At 64.5% G+C, this 17099-nt stretch carries 11 protein-coding genes; 9 read left to right on the top strand and 2 right to left on the bottom strand.

What is annotated here, in order from left to right; all coding sequences use genetic code 11:
- The first annotated feature begins 55 nt into the window (after positions 1-55).
- The 7 genes from galD to QRM60_RS00610 all read left to right on the top strand — a co-directional run bounded on the left by galD (position 56) and on the right by QRM60_RS00610 (position 13389).
- Positions 56-1723 (top strand): GH35 family beta-galactosidase GalD, encoded by a 1668-nt coding sequence (gene galD, locus QRM60_RS00640; RefSeq protein WP_075287474.1) that lies wholly within the window; start codon positions 56-58, stop codon positions 1721-1723.
- Positions 1724-1826: 103 nt separating this feature from the next.
- Positions 1827-4730, top strand: coding sequence for a TIM-barrel domain-containing protein (locus QRM60_RS00635; RefSeq protein ID WP_285445380.1), 2904 nt, complete (start codon positions 1827-1829; stop codon positions 4728-4730).
- A 91-nt stretch (positions 4731-4821) separates the two neighbouring features.
- Positions 4822-7185, top strand: a complete 2364-nt coding sequence (locus QRM60_RS00630; protein ID WP_285445379.1) for a glycoside hydrolase family 95 protein — start codon at positions 4822-4824, stop codon at positions 7183-7185.
- Entirely contained in the window at positions 7182-8675 is a 1494-nt protein-coding gene (gene xylB, locus QRM60_RS00625) for a xylulokinase (RefSeq protein ID WP_011036931.1), read from the top strand. Before QRM60_RS00630 ends, xylB begins: the two co-directional genes overlap by 4 nt.
- A 36-nt stretch (positions 8676-8711) precedes the next feature.
- Positions 8712-10052, top strand: a complete 1341-nt coding sequence (gene xylA / locus QRM60_RS00620) for a xylose isomerase (protein WP_119959784.1) — start codon at positions 8712-8714, stop codon at positions 10050-10052.
- An 85-nt stretch (positions 10053-10137) separates the two neighbouring features.
- The gene (locus QRM60_RS00615) at positions 10138-11565 is read left to right on the top strand and encodes a sugar porter family MFS transporter (RefSeq protein ID WP_014507521.1); all 1428 of its coding nucleotides are present in this window, start codon (positions 10138-10140) and stop codon (positions 11563-11565) included.
- A 321-nt stretch (positions 11566-11886) separates the two neighbouring features.
- Positions 11887-13389: an MASE1 domain-containing protein gene (locus tag QRM60_RS00610; RefSeq protein WP_103701294.1), complete on the top strand. Its 1503-nt coding sequence runs from the start codon at positions 11887-11889 to the stop codon at positions 13387-13389.
- Here QRM60_RS00610 and QRM60_RS00605 read toward each other — a convergent pair.
- Both QRM60_RS00605 and QRM60_RS00600 read right to left on the bottom strand, forming a co-directional pair.
- Positions 13373-13807 carry a hypothetical protein gene (locus tag QRM60_RS00605; protein WP_103701295.1) on the bottom strand — a complete coding sequence of 145 codons (435 nt, stop codon included), beginning with the start codon at positions 13805-13807 and terminating at the stop codon, positions 13373-13375. The genes QRM60_RS00610 and QRM60_RS00605 overlap by 17 nt on opposite strands.
- A 448-nt stretch (positions 13808-14255) precedes the next feature.
- The gene (locus tag QRM60_RS00600) at positions 14256-14477 is read right to left on the bottom strand and encodes a hypothetical protein (RefSeq protein WP_115576918.1); all 222 of its coding nucleotides are present in this window, start codon (positions 14475-14477) and stop codon (positions 14256-14258) included.
- Positions 14478-14703: 226 nt separating this feature from the next.
- On the opposite strand from QRM60_RS00600, the gene QRM60_RS00595 reads away from it, so the two are divergent.
- Together QRM60_RS00595 and folE2 are read left to right on the top strand one after the other, a co-directional pair.
- A complete protein-coding gene (locus QRM60_RS00595) occupies positions 14704-15858 on the top strand; it encodes an N-acetylmuramoyl-L-alanine amidase (protein ID WP_285445378.1) in 1155 nt (384 codons plus the stop codon).
- Between the two features lie 34 nt (positions 15859-15892).
- Complete coding sequence (gene folE2, locus QRM60_RS00590) at positions 15893-16828, top strand: GTP cyclohydrolase FolE2 (RefSeq protein ID WP_285445377.1); 936 nt, start codon at positions 15893-15895, stop codon at positions 16826-16828.
- Positions 16829-17099: the final 271 nt, after the last annotated feature.

Genomic DNA, 17099 nt, shown 5'->3' with positions numbered 1-17099 from the left:
CGTTGCACGCGTGATCCCCCGTTCGCTGGCCGGCCGTTGCCTGCGGCCGTTGCTGTTGTCTTCCCTGGCGGTGGCGCTGGCCGCCTGCCAGTCCGGCGAGCCGGACAGCGCTGCAAAGCCGCAGGCCGCCGCAACGCCAGGCACCACGGCACCGGCCACGGCGCCTGCCGCCGCACCGGCGACGCAGACACCGATGCCGCAGTTCGTCAGCAAGGACGGCAAGCACGCCCTGATGGTGGACGGCGCGCCGTTCCTGATCCTCGGCGCGCAGGTCAACAATTCCAGCAACTATCCCGGCGTGATGGACAAGGTGTGGCCGGCGATGCAGGTGCTGGGCCCGAACACCGTGCAGGTGCCGATCGCCTGGGAGCAGGTGGAGCCGGAAGAAGGCAAGTTCGATTTCTCCTTTGTCGACACGTTGCTGGCGCAGGCGCGCGAGCACAAGGTGCGGCTGGTGCTGCTGTGGTTTGCCACCTGGAAGAACAATGGCCCGGCCTACGCGCCGCATTGGGTGAAGACCGACAACCAGCGCTTCCCGCGCGTGGTGACGCGCGAAGGCAAGGCGATCGGGTCGCTGTCGCCGCATGCGCAGGCCACGCTGGATGCCGACCGCAAGGCGTTCGTCGCCTTCATGCAGCATCTCAAGCAGGTCGATCCGCAGCACACCGTGATCATGATCCAGCCGGAAAACGAACCGGGCACCTACGGCAGCGTGCGCGACTTCTCGCCGATGGCGCAGAAGCTGTTCGACGGCCCGGTGCCGGACGAACTGCTCAAGCGCTTGAACAAGCAGCCGGGCAGCTGGGCGCAGGTGTTTGGCGCCGATGCCGACGAGATCTTCCACGCATGGTCAATCGGCCGTTACATCGATCAGGTGGCCGAAGCTGGCAAGCAAGCCTATCCGTTGCCGATGTACGTCAATGCCGCACTGCGTGGCCCGTTCAATCCGGGCCAGCCCGGCCAGTACGCCAGCGGTGGCCCCACCGATAACGTGCTCGACGTGTGGAAGGCCGCCGGACCGCATATCGACCTGCTGGCACCGGACATCTACATGCCCGAGTACCGCATGTACACCACGGTGCTGGAGCGCTACGCGCGCCCGGACAATGCCTTGTTCGTGGCCGAAACCGGCAACCGCCCGGAATATGCGCGTTACCTGTTCCCCACGCTGGGGCATGACGGCATCGGCTGGTCGGCATTCGGCATGGATTACACGCGCTATTCCAACTATCCGCTGGGCGCCAAGCACGTCAACGAAGAAACCCTGGCGCCGTTCGCGCTGGGCTTCAAGCTGGTGAGCCTGGGCATGCGTCCGTTCGCCAAGGCCGCATCCGAAGGCAAGCTGCATGGCACCGCCGAAGAACCCGGCCAGGCCGTGCAGGAGCTCAAGCTCAACGATCGCTGGAGCGCCACCATCACCTACGGCGTGCCGCAGTTCTGGTTCAAGGGCGAGCCGCCGGGCAACCCCGAGCCGATCGGCGCGGCGTTGATTGCCGAGCTGGGTCCGGACGAATTCCTGGTCACCGGTTACCACGTGCGCGTGACCCTGCACCCGGCCAGCGAAGCCACCGCCAACATGCTGTACGACCGGGTGGAAGAGGGCCAGTACGACGGCGACACCTGGCAGTTCCAGCGCAACTGGAATGGCGACCAGACCGACTACGGCGTCAATTTCTCCAGCGCACCGCAGCTGCTCAAGATCAAGCTGGCCACCTACAACTAAGTCCCGCACGCCGCGCAGTGCGTGGCGTGCGGTGCACCGCACATCCATCGAACCCAGTGCTGCCGCCCCCGCGGCAGTGTTTCGCCATTCAAAGGGAGTGAACATGCAAACCACCCACCATTCCGCCGGCCGCGCGCCTGCATCCCGACGTCGGCCGCTCGCGCAATGCGTGGCGCTGTCGTTGGCCTTGTTGGCCAATGCCGCGCATGCGCAGGAAGTGCGCAAGGCCGCCGACGGCGTCACCGTGATGCCGAGCGCCAAGGGTGCCGCAGCGGTGCGTCTGCAGGTGGTCGATGCCGGCATCATCCGCGTCAGTGCCGATCCCGATGGCGACTTCGCGCGCACGCCCAGCCTGATGCGCGTGCCGGTGCAGGGCGATACCGCCTTCCAGGTGGCCGAGCAGGGCGACAGCGTGCAGCTGAAGACCGGCAAGGTCACCGCCACCGTGTCCACCGTCGATGGCCATGTCAGCTTCGCCGATGCCAATGGCAAGCCGGTGTTGTCCGAAGTGGCCGGCGGGCGCAGCTTTGCGCCGCTGAAAGTGGAAGGCAAGCAGTACCTGAGCGTGCGTCAGCGTTTTCAGTCGCCCGATGACGAAGGCTTGTACGGCTTCGGCCAGCACCAGCAGGGCTGGATGAACCAGAAGGGCCGCAATGTCGAGCTGCAGCAGAACAACATCGACATGGCCGTGCCGTACCTGGTGTCCAGCCGCAACTACGGCCTGCTGTGGGACAACAACTCGATCACCCGCCTGGGCGATCCGCGCGGCCTGCAGCCGCTGCCCAAGTCGCTGAAGTTGTATGACGCCAAGGGCAAGGCCCGTGCGCTGACCGCGCGGTATGCGATCAACGGCAAGCAGATCGTCGAACGCCGCGAGAGCGAGGTGAACTACCAGTACCTCAGCGACCTGACCAAGTATCCGAAGAAGGCCATCACCAAGGACAAGGACAGCCGCATGCAGGTCACCTGGGAGGGCGAGATCGAAGCGCTCACCGGTGGCGAGCACACCTTCTCGCTGTATTCGAGCGAGTACGCCAAGTTGTACGTGGACGGCAAGCTGGTGATCGATCGCTGGCGCCAGAACTGGAACCCCTGGAATCACGAGTTCAAGCTGGATCTGGAGCCCGGCACGCGCCACACCGTCAAGATCGAATGGGATCTGATCGACCCCAGCTACATCGCGCTGCTGCACCGCGACCCGCTGCCCGCCACCGAAGCGAAGGATCTCTCGCTGTGGTCCGAAGCCGGGCAGATGATCGACTACTACTTCGTCTCGGCTGACTCCTACGACCAGGCCGTGGCCGGCTACCGCGAACTCACCGGCAAGTCGGTGATGCTGCCGAAGTGGGCGTATGGCTTCTGGCAGAGCCGCGAGCGCTACAAGAGCCAGGACGAACTGGTAGGCGCGGTGGCCGAATACCGCAAGCGCAAGCTGTCGCTGGACAACATCGTGCTCGACTGGTCGTACTGGCCGGAAAACGCCTGGGGCTCGCATGATTTCGATCCGCAGCATTTCCCGGACCCGGACGGCATGGTCAAGGCTGTGCACGACATGCACGCGCAGATCATGATTTCGATCTGGCCCAAGTTCTATCCCACCACCGCCAACTACAAGGAACTGGACGCGGCGGGTTTCATGTTCAAGCGCAACGTCGAAGTCGGCGAGCTGGACTGGATCGGCAAAGGCTACAAGAACTCGTTCTACGACCCGTACTCCGAAAAGGCCCAGGCCATCTACTGGCGCCAGATCAACGAAAAGCTCAACAGCAAGGGCTTCGATGCCTGGTGGATGGATGCCGACGAGCCGGACGTGCATTCCAACCTGGACATCGGCGAGCGCAAGGCACGCACCACGCCGACCGCGTTGGGCCCTTCAACCGAGTTCTTCAATTCGTATCCGTTGCCGCACACGCACGGCGTGTACGTGGGTGACCGTGCGGCCGACGACAAGCGCGTGTTCATCCTCTCGCGCAAGGGCTATGCCGGCACGCAGCGCAATGCAGTGGCGGTATGGAGCGGCGACATCGTCTCGCGTTGGGACGACATGCACGACCAGATTTCCGCCGGCGTGAACATGGCGCTGTCGGGCCTGCCGAACTGGACCTTCGACATCGGCGGTTTTGCGGTGGAGAAGCGTTACGAAAACCAGGACCCGGCGCATCTGCCGGAATGGCGCGAGCTCAACACGCGCTGGTTCCAGTTCGGTGCGTTCGTGCCGATCTTCCGCTCGCATGGCCAGTTCCCGTACCGCGAGATCTGGAACATCGCCCCGGAAGGCACGCCGTTCTACGAGAGCATGGCCTACTACAACCGCCTGCGTTACGCCCTGCTGCCGTACATCTACAGCCTAGCCGGCGATACCTACCAGCGTGACGGCGTGATCATGCGCGGCATGATGATGGACTTCCCGGATGACGCGAAGGCACGCGACATCAACGACCAGTACCTGTTCGGCCCGGCATTCCTGGTCGCACCGGTGACTCGCTTCGGCGCGACCTCGCGGCAGGTGTATCTGCCGGCCGGCAGCAGCTGGCTGGATTTCGCCACTGGTAAGCGCTACGAGGGTGGCCAGACCATCGAGGCCGCTGCGCCGATCGAACGCATGCCGCTGTTCGTGCGTGCCGGCTCGATCGTGCCCACCGGCCCGGTGCAGGAGTACGTGGACCAGACGCCGGATGCGCCGCTCACCGTGGTGGTCTACACCGGTGCCGATGGCCAGTTCTCGTTGTATGAGGACGACGGCAAGGGCTATGGCTACGAGAAGGGCGAGTTCAGCCGCATTCCGCTGAGCTGGGACCAGGCCAAGGGCGAGCTGCGCATCGGCCAGCGCGAAGGCAGCTGGACCGGCATGCAGGCCAAGCGCACCATCAATGTGCGTTTTGTCGACGGCCCGCGTGAGGACGCCGGTGCGCTGGAGCCCAAGGTGGACACCAGCATCCAGTACGACGGCAAGCCGGTCAGCGTGTTGCAGCGCAAGATTGCGTCCGGCAAAGCGCGTCGTCGATGATTGCAGGCTGTCTTTCCACGATGAGTGTGCAGATGCCGGAGCGCCGCAAGGCACACGCGCGCAGTTCCGGTGAAGCCGCACGGTGGTCACCGTGCTGACACGCAGAGAACTCTGCAAGGCAACCGGGGCCGCAGTCGCGGTCCTGGGTGCCGCTCCGGCGTTGTCGCAGGCAGCTGGCGTTGCGCCATTGCCTGCGGTCGCCCCGGACGATGCCTTGCAGCTGTGGTATCGCGAGCCGGCCAATGAATGGGTACAGGCCTTGCCGGTCGGCAATGGCCGGCTGGGCGCGATGGTGTGGGGTGGCATCGCCCACGAGCGTCTGCAACTCAACGAAGACACGCTGTATGCCGGTGGCCCGTACGACGCCACCAATCCGGAGGCGCTGGCGGCGTTGCCGCAGGTGCGTGCGCTGATCTTTGCCGGCCGCTATGCGGAGGCCGAGCAGCTGGCCGATGCCAAGCTGTTGTCGCGCCCGCTCAAGCAGATGCCGTACCAGCCGTTGGGCGATCTGTTGCTGGATTTCGATCGTGCCGACGGCATCAGTGAGTACCGTCGTCAGCTCGATCTGGATACCGCAGTGGCCACCACCACGTTCCGCTCCGGCGGCGCGGTGCACCGGCGCGAGGTGTTCGTGTCGGCGCAGTCGCAGTGCATCGTGGTGCGTCTGTCCTGTGATCGGCCGGGTGGCATTTCGTTGCGGGTGGGCATCGATAGCCCGCAGAGCGGCGAGGTCACGGTGGAGCAGGGCAGCCTGCTGTTCAGTGGTCGCAATGGCAGCTTCGCCGGCATCGACGGCAAGCTGCGCTTTGCATTGCGCGTGCTGCCGCAGGTCAAGGGTGGCAGCGTCACCGCGGTGCGCGACCGTCTGCGTATCCAGGGTGCCGATGAAGTGGTGTTGCTGCTGACCGCAGCCACCAGCTACCAACGTTTCGATGCGGTGGAAGGCGACCCGCTCGCGCTCACCGCGGCAAGCCTGCAAAAAGCCGGCAAGCTCAGCTACGCCGCGTTGCTGCGCACGCATCTGGCCGATCATCAACGCCTGTTCCGGCGCGTGGCGATCGATCTGGGCAGCAGCGAAGCGGCCACGCTTCCCACCGACGAGCGCGTGCAGCGCTTTGCCGAGGGCAACGACCCGGCACTGGCAGCGCTGTATCACCAGTACGGCCGCTATCTGCTGATCTGCAGTTCGCGGCCCGGCACTCAACCGGCCAACCTGCAGGGCATCTGGAATGACCTGATGCAGCCGCCGTGGGAGAGCAAGTACACCATCAACATCAACACCGAGATGAATTACTGGCCCAGCGAAGCCAATGCACTGCACGAGTGCGTGGAACCGCTGGAAGCCATGCTGTTCGATCTCGCCCGCACCGGTGCACACACCGCCCGTGCGATGTACGACGCCCCCGGCTGGGTGGTCCACAACAACACCGATCTATGGCGCCAGGCCGGGCCGATCGACGGTGCGCAGTGGAGCCTGTGGCCGATGGGCGGGGTGTGGTTGCTGCAGCAGTTGTGGGACCGCTGGGACTACGGCCGCGACCGTGCGTATCTGGCCAAGATCTATCCCTTGTTCAAGGGGGCGGCAGAGTTCTTCGTCGCCACCCTGGTGCGCGACCCCGGCACCGGCGCGATGGTGACCAATACATCGATGTCGCCGGAAAACCAGCATCCGTTCGGGGCGGCGGTCTGCGCCGGCCCAACCATGGATGCGCAGCTGTTGCGCGACCTGTTCGCGCAGTGCATCGCGATGAGCAAGTTGCTTGACGTCGATGCCGCGCTGGCACAGCAGCTGGCCACGCTGCGCGAGCACTTGCCGCCCAACCGCATCGGCAAGGCGGGGCAGTTGCAGGAGTGGCAGCAGGACTGGGACATGCAGGCGCCGGAGATCCATCACCGCCACGTCTCGCATCTGTATGCCTTGCATCCTTCCAGCCAGATCAACCTGCGCGACACGCCCGAGTTGGCGGCTGCCGCGCGGCGTTCGCTGGAGATTCGCGGCGACAACGCCACCGGCTGGGGCATCGGCTGGCGCCTGAACCTGTGGGCGCGGCTGGCCGATGGCGAGCATGCGTACCGCATCCTGCAACTGCTGCTTTCGCCCGAACGCACCTATCCAAACCTGTTCGACGCACATCCGCCGTTCCAGATCGATGGCAACTTCGGCGGCACCGCCGGCATTACCGAGATGCTGCTGCAAAGCTGGGGTGGCAGTGTGTTCCTGCTGCCGGCCTTGCCCAAGGCCTGGCCGCGCGGCAGCGTGCGCGGCCTGCGTGTGCGCGGCGGCGCCAGCGTGGATCTGGAATGGGATGCAGGTCGCTTGCAGCAAGCCCGTGTGCACAGCGATCGTGGCGGGCGCTATCAACTGTCCTATGCAGGGCAGACCTTGGACCTGCAACTGGGCGCCGGGCGCACCCAGCAGGTGGGCCTCAACAACAACCGATTGGTGAAGCAATGAGCGTGTACGTAGGACTGGATGTCGGCACACAGAGCGTCAAGCTGGTGGCCTACGATCCGCAGGAGCGCGCTGTGGTCGCCACCATCGGCGCGCCGATGGAATTGATCAGCCGCGACGATGGCACCCGCGAGCAGCAGGCGCAGTGGTGGATCGACGGCATCGTGCATTGCTTCGCGCAGCTCGATGCCGAGCTGCGTGCGCGCGTGCGCGGCATCTCTGTGTCCGGGCAGCAGCATGGCTTCGTGCCGGTGGCCGCCGATGGCAGCGTCACCGCGCCGGTGAAGCTGTGGTGCGACACCAGCACCGCGCTGGAATGCGACGAGATCATGGATGCTGTGGGCGGCGCGGCAGGCAGCGTGGCCACCGCCGGCAACCCGATCATGGCCGGCTACACGGCATCCAAATTGCCGTGGACGCGCAAGCATCGCCCCGAGGCGTATGCGGCGATGACCACGGTGATGTTGCCGCATGATTACGTGAACTTCTGGCTCACCGGCGAGCGCTTCACCGAAGTGGGTGATGCCTCCGGGACCGGTTGGCTGGATGTGCGCACCCGCCAGTGGTCCGAGCGCATGCTCGGCGCCATGGATGCGCAACGCGACCTGCGCGATGCCTTGCCGCCGCTGGTGGAAACCGGCGCGGTGTTCGCCCTGTCCGATGCGGCTGCAGAAGCGCTCGCATTGCCGGCCGGCGTGCGCGTCACCACCGGTGGTGGCGACAACATGATGGCGGCGATCGGCACCGGCAATGTGGTGCCCGGCCGCCTGACCATGAGCCTGGGCACCTCCGGCACCTTGTTCGCCTATGCCGATCATCCGGTGGTGGACGACGATGCACGCTGGGCCGCGTTTTGCTCGTCCAGCGGTGGCTGGTTGCCGCTGATCTGCACCATGAACTGCACTGTCGCCACCGAAGCGGTGATGCGCATGTTCTCCATCACCCGCGCGCAGACCGAGGCCATGATCGCAGACACCACGCCCGGTGCCGACGGGCTGGTGCTGTTGCCGTTCTTCAATGGCGAGCGCACACCCAATCTGCCGGATGCGCGTGGCTGCCTGTTCGGCATGGATCTGCACAACACCACGCCGGCGCATTTCTATCGCGCGGCGATGGAAGGGGCCACCTACAGCCTGCGCAATGGCTTCGACGCCTTCGTCGCGGCCGGCCTGCAGTTCGATACCATCCTGCTCACCGGCGGGGGCAGCAAGAGCGCGCAGTGGCGGCAGATGGTGGCCGACGTGTTCAACCTGCAGGTGGTGGTGCCGACCCAGCCCGAAGGCGCGGCCTTCGGCGCCGCGCTGCAGGCAGTGTGGGCGTGCGACCGCGACGATGGCGGCCAGGCCGCGTTGTCGGAGGTGGTGCTGGAGCACCTGCAGATCGACGATGCATTGTCGGCGCGCCCGGATCCGCAACGCGTGGCCGCCTACCAGCAGCACTACCAGAACTTCCTCAAGCACCTGCACGTCGTCAGCCCGCTCTACGCCGGCTGATTCATCACTCCCCCAGTACCAAGGACCTCTCACCCCATGAGCAACACCGTTTTCATCGGCGCGAAAGAATATTTCCCCGGCATCGGCAAGATCGGCTTCGAAGGCCGCGATTCGGACAACCCGCTCGCGTTCAAGGTGTACGACGCCAACAAGCAGGTCGCCGGCAAGACCATGGCCGAGCACCTGCGCTTTGCAGTGGCCTACTGGCACAGCTTCTGCGGCAATGGCGCCGATCCGTTCGGCCCGGGCACGCGCGCGTATCCGTGGGATGTGGGCAACACCGCGCTGGCGCGTGCCGAGGCCAAGTCCGATGCCGCGTTCGAATTCTTCACCAAGCTCGGCGTGCCGTACTACTGCTTCCACGACATCGACCTGGCGCCGGATGCGGACGACATCGGCGAGTACGAAAACAACCTCAAGCACATGGTGGGCATCGCCAAGCAGCGCCAGGCCGACACCGGCGTCAAGCTGCTGTGGGGCACCGCCAATCTGTTCTCGCACCCGCGCTACATGAATGGTGCCTCCACCAATCCGGACTTCAACGTCGTGGCGCGCGCTGCGGTACAGGTCAAGGCCGCGATCGATGCCACGGTGGAGCTGGGCGGCGAGAACTACGTATTCTGGGGCGGCCGCGAAGGCTACGCCTGCCTGCACAACACGCAGATGAAGCGTGAGCAGGACAACATGGCGCGCTTCCTCACCTTGGCACGCGACTACGGCCGTGCGATTGGCTTCACCGGCAACTTCCTGATCGAGCCCAAGCCAATGGAGCCGATGAAGCACCAGTACGACTTCGATAGCGCCACGGTGATCGGCTTCCTGCGCCAGCACGGCCTGGCCCAGGATTTCAAGCTGAATATCGAAGCCAACCACGCCACGCTGTCGGGCCACAGCTTCGAGCACGATCTGCAGGTGGCCAGCGATGCCGGCCTGCTTGGCAGCATCGATGCCAACCGAGGCAACCCGCAGAACGGCTGGGATACCGACCAGTTCCCGACCGACCTGTACGACACCGTCGGCGCGATGCTGGTAGTGCTGCGTCAGGGCGGGCTGGCACCGGGTGGGCTGAACTTCGATGCCAAGGTGCGGCGTGAATCGTCCGACCCGCAGGACCTGTTCCTGGCCCACATCGGCGGCATGGACGCGTTCGCACGCGGTCTGGAAGTGGCCGACGCACTGCTGACCTCTTCGCCGCTGGAAACCTGGCGCGCGCAGCGTTACGCCAGCTTCGACAGCGGCGCGGGCGCGGACTTTGCCAACGGCACCAGCACGCTGGCAGATCTGGCCAAGTACGCCGCCGGCAAGGGCGAGCCGACGCAAGTCAGCGGCCGCCAGGAAGCCTACGAGAACCTGATCAATCAGTACCTGACGCGTTGATGTCCCGTGGCCGGCGGCGCACTGCGTCGCCGGCCGATGGCGGTCACCCCCGTGACCGCTCCCTTGCATGTTTCCAGGTGAACCCATGTCCAGTGTCTCCATTGACGGCGCCCCCGATGCCGGCGAGAACACCCGTTTCATCATCCTGATCAGCTGCGTGGCCACGATCGGCGGCTTTCTGTTCGGCTTCGACAGTGGCGTGATCAATGGCACCGTCGACGGGCTCAAGCAGACCTTCCAGTCCAGTGCCGCCGAGACCGGCTTCGAAGTCGCCTCGATGCTGCTGGGGTGCGCCATCGGCGCCTTCTTTGCCGGCCGCCTGGCCGACCGCTGGGGCCGCCGTGCGGTCCTGATCATTTCTGCGGCGCTGTTCCTGCTCTCGGCCATCGGTGCCGGTGCCTCGCACAGCTCCGGCTTCTTCATCTTTGCCCGCGTGATGGGCGGCTTTGCGGTAGGCGCAGCCAGCGTCATCTCGCCGGCCTACATCGCCGAGGTTGCCTCCGCACGCTATCGCGGCCGGCTCGCCACCATGCAGCAGATCGCTATCATCAGCGGGCTGTTCTGCGCGTTTTTGAGCAACTATCTGCTGGCCAATGCCGCCGGCGCGTCCACCGAGCCGTTGTGGGCAGGGCAGGCCGCCTGGCGCTGGATGTTCTGGATGCAGGCCATCCCGTCGCTGCTGTTCCTGCTGCTGTTGCTGGTCATCCCCGAAAGCCCGCGCTACCTGGTGGTCAAGGGCCGTCGCGAGCAGGCGCTGGTGGTGCTCAAGCGGCTGTACGGTAACGCGGCCGCGCAGACCAAGCTGGGCGAAATCTCCGCCTCGATGTCGGCCGACCAGCACAAGCCCAAGTTCTCCGACCTGATCAGCAAGACCACCGGCAAGATCCGCCCGATCGTGTGGATCGGCGTCGGCCTGGCGGTGTTCCAGCAACTGGTCGGCATCAACGTGGTGTTCTACTACGGCGCGGTGTTGTGGCAGGCGGTGGGCTTCTCCGAGCAGGACGCACTGCTGATCAACGTGCTCTCCGGCGGCCTCAGCATCGGTGCCTGTCTGGTCACGGTGATGCTGGTCGACAAGATCGGCCGCAAGCCGTTGCTGTGGATCGGCTCGGCCGGTATGGCGGTATCGCTGGCCCTGGTGACCTACGCCTTCGCCACGGCCTCGCTGGATCCCAACGGCAAGCTCGCCATGTCCGATGCCATGGGAATGCTCGCGCTGGTCGCCGCCAACGTCTACGTGGTGTTCTTCAATGCCTCGTGGGGCCCGGTGATGTGGGTGATGCTGGGCGAGATGTTTCCCAACCAGATCCGCGGTTCGGGCCTGGCCATTGCCGGCGCTGCACAGTGGACTTCCAACTTCGCCATCACCGTCAGCTTCCCGATCCTGCTCGGCAGCATCGGTCTTGCTGGCGCCTACGGCATCTACACCGTTGCCGCCTTCATCTCGGTGTTCTTCGTGCTCAAGTACGTCTACGAGACGAAGGGCAAGGAGCTGGAGCAGATGGAGGGCTGATCACGGCGTTGTGCTGATATCAGCATGAGAAACGCAAAAGGCCGCCGCATAGGCGGCCTTTTGCGTATGTGAATCGAACTGCGCGAGCCACACGGCTAGTGCCGTTCTCATGCGCACTGCAACCTAGCGCTAGCAGCGAGGAATCCCCAATCGCGGCACTTAAGGATGACATGCGGCAGTCTGTGAGCTGCTCCACGCTTGTCGCGCGGCGGATGCGTGCGTCTGGTACGCAGTCTTGCAATCTGTGCACTCCAGCTATACTCCGCACCTCAGTTCGATCCACACTAGGCCAAATTCGTCGACGAACCAGGGAGTGGTTGTATGGCAGTTGCTAAGGAGCTCGGAGAAGGTCTGCTGCTGAGCCTGTGTTATTGCATCGTCTTTCTGCTCGTGTGGCATCTGTCTGTCGACCAGTGGTATCTGCCCGCGGGATTAAGGGCGGTGACACTTTTGATGATGCCGTACCGGCGATGGCCCTTCTTGCTGGCCGGCGATGCCGCCGCAGTGCTGCTGTTGCGTGTGCCGATGCTCGACACCCGCGATTACGCACCGATCTGGGCCTACCTCAGCCCATTTTTGCTCGCGCCCGGATTGGCCCTGGCTGTCTCAGCCGTGCGCCGGCATACACCTGACCTGATCTACCGCAATGCGTCGCTGCTGCCGATGATGTTGGTCTTGGCTCTGTGGAATACGTTGTGCGGTATGGCACTGAACGCTGCGCTCGGTGGCCCGACAGTCAGCTCGCCAATCGAGATTTTGCTGCGTACCTGGATGGGCTCGTATCTGGGCATCCTGATGTTCCTGCTGCCGGCCCTGCTGTGGCAGCGGCGTACAGAGACCTACCTGCGCGATGACCTGGTGCGTGACAGTGCATTTGCCGGGCTGACCATGGCGGCCCTGTTCTGCACGGCCAACGTGGTGCCGGAGCCCTTATTGCGTCAGGTCTTGATGGCGGCCCTGATCGCGCCGGCGATTGTCCTGACCCTGCGTCACGGCTGGCGGGGTGCCGCCACCGGCGCGCTCATGGCAAACGTCATCGCCGCCTTGTCGCGCTCGGTGTATGGCCGCGCGGCGTACGACGCCGAGTTGTTCAGCGTGCAATTGCTGCTGGCGGTGATCGCGACCGGCCTGTTCGTGCTGGGGTCGCGTCTAGCGCTTGCCTATGCGCAGTCCAGCAATCTTGCGCAAACGCCGTCGGAGGCGTTGCAGTTCGCGCAGGCGGGGTATCTCGCTGCGGAGCGCACGCTTCGCAATCGGGTAGTCGACTATTCCGATATCAATGTCCACATCAACCGCCTGCGCAAGGACTGCGTGGCCCAGCTGCGCGAGCGTGGCCACCATGCGGCGGCGATGGAGATCACCAGGGCGGGCGTGATCGAGTCGCAATTGCTGCATGAATACGTTGCTGGACTGTATCCGCTGGAGATCGAGACACACGGCCTCTATCAGGCGTTGCGCTCGCCGGCACTGTCACGTTTCTACGCGACCGAGATTCACCACGCGCTGCGTGGAAACTGCAGCCGCCTGTCGCTGGGGCTGCAATTGGCGGCCTACCGCTCAGCGCTCAATGCGATTGAAATGTTGCCTCCGGCGAAACGACATCTGGTCCAGGCGCGTGCATGGCGAAGCGGAGAGATGCAGGGTGTTGTGATCAGGATCTTTGCGGATGTCTCAGTGCTGGAGTCGTCGCGCCACGATTCTCCTGATGCCGAAGCCGAGCTGCGCACGCGTCTCAAAGCGCATGGCGGTAGATTGCGCCGCCGCCATGCGTCTGTCCTGAGCTTCCTGGTTGCAGAGCAGACGTCGGTTACTTCGTCCGTGTAACCACCCAGCGATCACCGGCCGCTTCGCTCACCAGGTGCACGGTGAAGCGGGGCGTCTGATAAATCAGCTGCGCATTCGTCGGAACGGTCAGCGAAGTCACCACCATCCTGCCGACATCTTTGCCCATCGGCAGGACCCACAGGATCTCACCTGCGCGACCGACGGCGCCGCGAACCACCCCTGTGGCGTCGTTGATCTGCAGGTAGAGCATGCCCTCACGCTCGAACTCATAAATCCGCCACGTGGGATCCACGGCAAGATTGGTTGCCTTCGGAGCAGATTCACCCAGGCCTGTCGCTGCCATCGTGGAGACGGTTCCGTCTCCTGGGCAACAGGCATTCGCCGTCCCGATGCCGAGCAGCAACGCGCCGGCGAGGGCACCCAGAGCCTTGACTGCGAGTTTTGCCTTCACTTCCATGACTTCGCCTTATCCCAAAGTGGGAAACATTTCGCCTGCGATTCAGGCCCGTCTAAGGTAAATCCTTCTTGGTACTTTCGTGAGTGACCAAGTCAAGGATCTGCTGATTTGCTGCCTGCTTAGAGAATGCTGGCGCTCCAGATCGTTTCTACGGAGGTCCAGCCAGACCAGTAATCCTGCGCGCAGCGATCTAGACCGCAGGCCCGTTCCTACGAAGGTGGCTAGGCTAGCTGCTTCTTTTCACAGGCGGTGCGCCGTATGGCTGACATCGGCCCGCTCTTGGGGCCTACTGCGGACGTCCTGCATGTGCATCTACGCTGACATCCATACGACGCCGGCAGGCAGAGCAGCGCTTGCATCGCACGCGCGTGGCTATCGGGTTGCGTGAGACACGCAGCTGCGCAGCGCCGTCTTGAGCATGTCTTGCCCGAGTGCATCCAGCGCCTCCTCACTGCGGCACCGACTCCATCCGTGCGCGTTCAAACCACTGAATCACCTGTTGATGGTGCGGTTGACCCCAACGGCGCAGGAACTGCTGGGTGTGGTGATCGTGCGGATCACGGAGATTGGTCAGGCGTTGGGCGATGAAATCACGGGTCAATAACTGGTTGCAGTCGACTTCGATGCAATGCCGCCAGGCGGTATAGCTGTCGGGGAGAAGGGCGGACATCGGGAGCTCCGGAAACGGGGGAACATGAATGAAGGTTCGCGGCAGCGCGGGGCAGGGCTTGCGTCTGGCCGTTAAATGTTACTTTATAACACTTATTCCGGTGCGTAGTTATCATCCAAGTGCTGCTCCTTTCCTCGCTTTGTCTGTGTCGGCCAAATCGTGTCGCTGGTCCTGGATTCCAGGCCGCGCGGCACCTCATTGGGCTGCACATAACGGAGCGGTCGCAATGAAGCGGCGCGATCTGTTGCGCACCGCAGGCGCCTCGCTGCTGCTCTCGCCGGTCCTCGGCTATACGCAGAGCCTGCCCGTTGTGCAGGCGTGCGACCTGCAGCAGGAAGGTGCGCTGCTGCGGCTGCGTCTCCAGATCAGTACGCAGGTTACCTACCGCCGCTTCACGTTGGCCGATCCTGCGCGGCTGGTGATCGATCTTGCGGGCGTGTCGACGCAAGCGCCACGGATCGGGCCGCTGCCGGACGGCACGGTGGTAACCGCCATTCGCAGCGGGCCGCATGCCGATGGCTTGCGCGTTGTTGTCGACCTGGCCCGGCCCGTCGACGCGGCCAATGCCCGCTGGGACGGCACCGCGCTTCTGGTCGATCTGGCCGCTTCATCCAATGGCGCATCGCCGCCAGGGGCGGAGGTCGCCGCTGCACCGATCGCCGCGACACGCTCACGCCTGCATCCCTACGTGATCGCCATCGATGCCGGGCACGGCGGCAAGGACCCGGGTGCGGTGAGTGCCGATGCACGCTATGAAAAACATGTCGCGATGGCCGTCGCCGGGCGGCTCCATCAGCGCCTGGCGGCCGACCTGCGGTATCGGCCGACGATGATCCGCAGTGATGATCGCTTCGTGCCCTTGCATGAGCGCGTCATGATCGCGCACCGACACAATGCCGATCTGTTCGTGTCGATCCATGCCGATGCCGCGCCCAGCAGTGCGGCGCGTGGCGCCTCGGTGTTTGCGTTGTCCCAAGGCGGCGCCAGCTCGGCATTGGCGCGCTGGACCGCCGATAGCGAGAACGCGGCCGATGACATGGGCGATAGCGCGCGCCGCCTGCGGGTGCCGAGTAATCCGGTGTTGTCGCAGGTACTGGCCGACCTGTCGCTCAGCGGCACCATCGCCAGCAGCCTGCAGTTCGGCAAGCTGATGCTCGATCGCCTGCAGCACGTCACACGACTGCATCAGGACCAGGCGGGTCAGGCCGGGTTTGCAGTGCTGAAATCGCCTGATATCCCGTCATTGCTGGTGGAAACCGGCTTCATGAGCAATCGCGACGATTGCAACCGGCTCTGTGGCGACGCGCATCAGGATGAACTGGCGCAGACGCTGCACGCCGGCATCGACGATTACTTCCACGCATTTCCCGGTCGCGCCTGAGTGCGGCCGTCCCTTTCTTCTTCCATGGGTTTTCATGTCCGCCACGCTTCCCGATATCGCTGTCACCGAACCTTCCGCGCTGCACGCGCCCTTACGCTGGGTTGGCATGCAGGACATTGCGATTCCCGTGCGCCTGGACGAGGCCGAGCCGAGTGGCACGGTGGCTGCATGCGCGCAGGTGCAGGTCGATCTGCCGCGGCCCGAACTCAAGGGTATCCACATGTCACGGCTGTATCGCTTGCTGGATCGGCATCTGGAGCAACCGCTATCACCGGCGATGCTCTCGCAGTTGCTGCAGGCAATGATCGACAGCCATGCCGATTGCGGCAGCCGTGCGGCGCGGGTGAGTCTGGCCTTCGAAGTGATGTTGCGGATGCCGGCACTGCGTAGCGAGGGACTGGCGGGTTGGCGTGCCTATCCAGTGCGCATCGACGCACAGAGCAGGGCGGGGCGCAGTGAGATGCGTCTGCAGATCGATGTGCTGTATGCCTCCACCTGCCCGTGTTCGGCTGCGCTATCGCGTCAGTTGTTGAGCGAGGCCTTCGCGCAACAGCACGCCGGACAGACCGCAGTGCAGGTCGAAGATGTCGCTCAGTGGCTGCAACGCAACGGCTCGTATGCCACGCCACATAGCCAGCGCAGCGTGGCGCAAGTGCGCGTGGACTTGGTGGCGCGCGTGCAGCGTTTCGACATCCGCGAGTTGGTGCTCTTGTGCGAAAGCGCATTGGCCACGCCGGTCCAGGCAGCGGTGCGGCGGATTGATGAGCAGGCATTTGCACGCTTGAACGGTGCCAACCTGATGTACGTGGAAGATGCCGCGCGCCGGCTACGCAAGGAGTTGGCCGAGCGCTATGCCTCATTTCATGTGGCGGTCCGCCATTTCGAAAGCCTGCACGCGCACGACGCGGTTGCCGAAACTGGCAGTGATGCAGACGTCTTCCACATGATTGCCGAGTCGCAAGACCACTGACGTGCGCTGCAGGCATCTACGGCAATTCGTGCCAGGCGCGTGTTGCCCACGCGCTTGGTCAGGCACACCGCATTGCATCTGACTGAGGCGGAATGACCTGCGCGCGGGCCGGCCCGCATGCGGTGATCGGCGTCGGCTGCGCTGGAGCGGCGTGGTACTTGCTCAGCGCGGTTGAACACCTCTCACGCAGTACGGTGCGGCGTGTTGCTGCGCAGGCGGCCTCGGCAATCGGCGCAGCGGCCGCCATCGCAGCGGCCGCTGCATAACGGCC

The organism is Xanthomonas sp. fls2-241-TYG-148, from assembly GCF_030208815.1.
Lineage (GTDB): Bacteria > Pseudomonadota > Gammaproteobacteria > Xanthomonadales > Xanthomonadaceae > Xanthomonas > Xanthomonas campestris.
The sequence above is the reverse complement of the archived record's forward strand: the minus strand, read 5'-3'. Positions and strand labels throughout refer to the sequence as shown.

Coding starts and splice junctions, on each gene's coding strand:
- QRM60_RS00635 (WP_285445380.1), top strand. CDS start 1,827: ATGCAAACCACCCACCATTCCGCCGGCCGCGCGCCTGCATCCCGACGT.
- xylB (WP_011036931.1), top strand. CDS start 7,182: ATGAGCGTGTACGTAGGACTGGATGTCGGCACACAGAGCGTCAAGCTG.
- xylA (WP_119959784.1), top strand. CDS start 8,712: ATGAGCAACACCGTTTTCATCGGCGCGAAAGAATATTTCCCCGGCATC.
- QRM60_RS00615 (WP_014507521.1), top strand. CDS start 10,138: ATGTCCAGTGTCTCCATTGACGGCGCCCCCGATGCCGGCGAGAACACC.
- QRM60_RS00610 (WP_103701294.1), top strand. CDS start 11,887: ATGGCAGTTGCTAAGGAGCTCGGAGAAGGTCTGCTGCTGAGCCTGTGT.
- QRM60_RS00605 (WP_103701295.1), bottom strand. CDS start 13,807: ATGGAAGTGAAGGCAAAACTCGCAGTCAAGGCTCTGGGTGCCCTCGCC.
- QRM60_RS00600 (WP_115576918.1), bottom strand. CDS start 14,477: ATGTCCGCCCTTCTCCCCGACAGCTATACCGCCTGGCGGCATTGCATC.
- QRM60_RS00595 (WP_285445378.1), top strand. CDS start 14,704: ATGAAGCGGCGCGATCTGTTGCGCACCGCAGGCGCCTCGCTGCTGCTC.
- folE2 (WP_285445377.1), top strand. CDS start 15,893: ATGTCCGCCACGCTTCCCGATATCGCTGTCACCGAACCTTCCGCGCTG.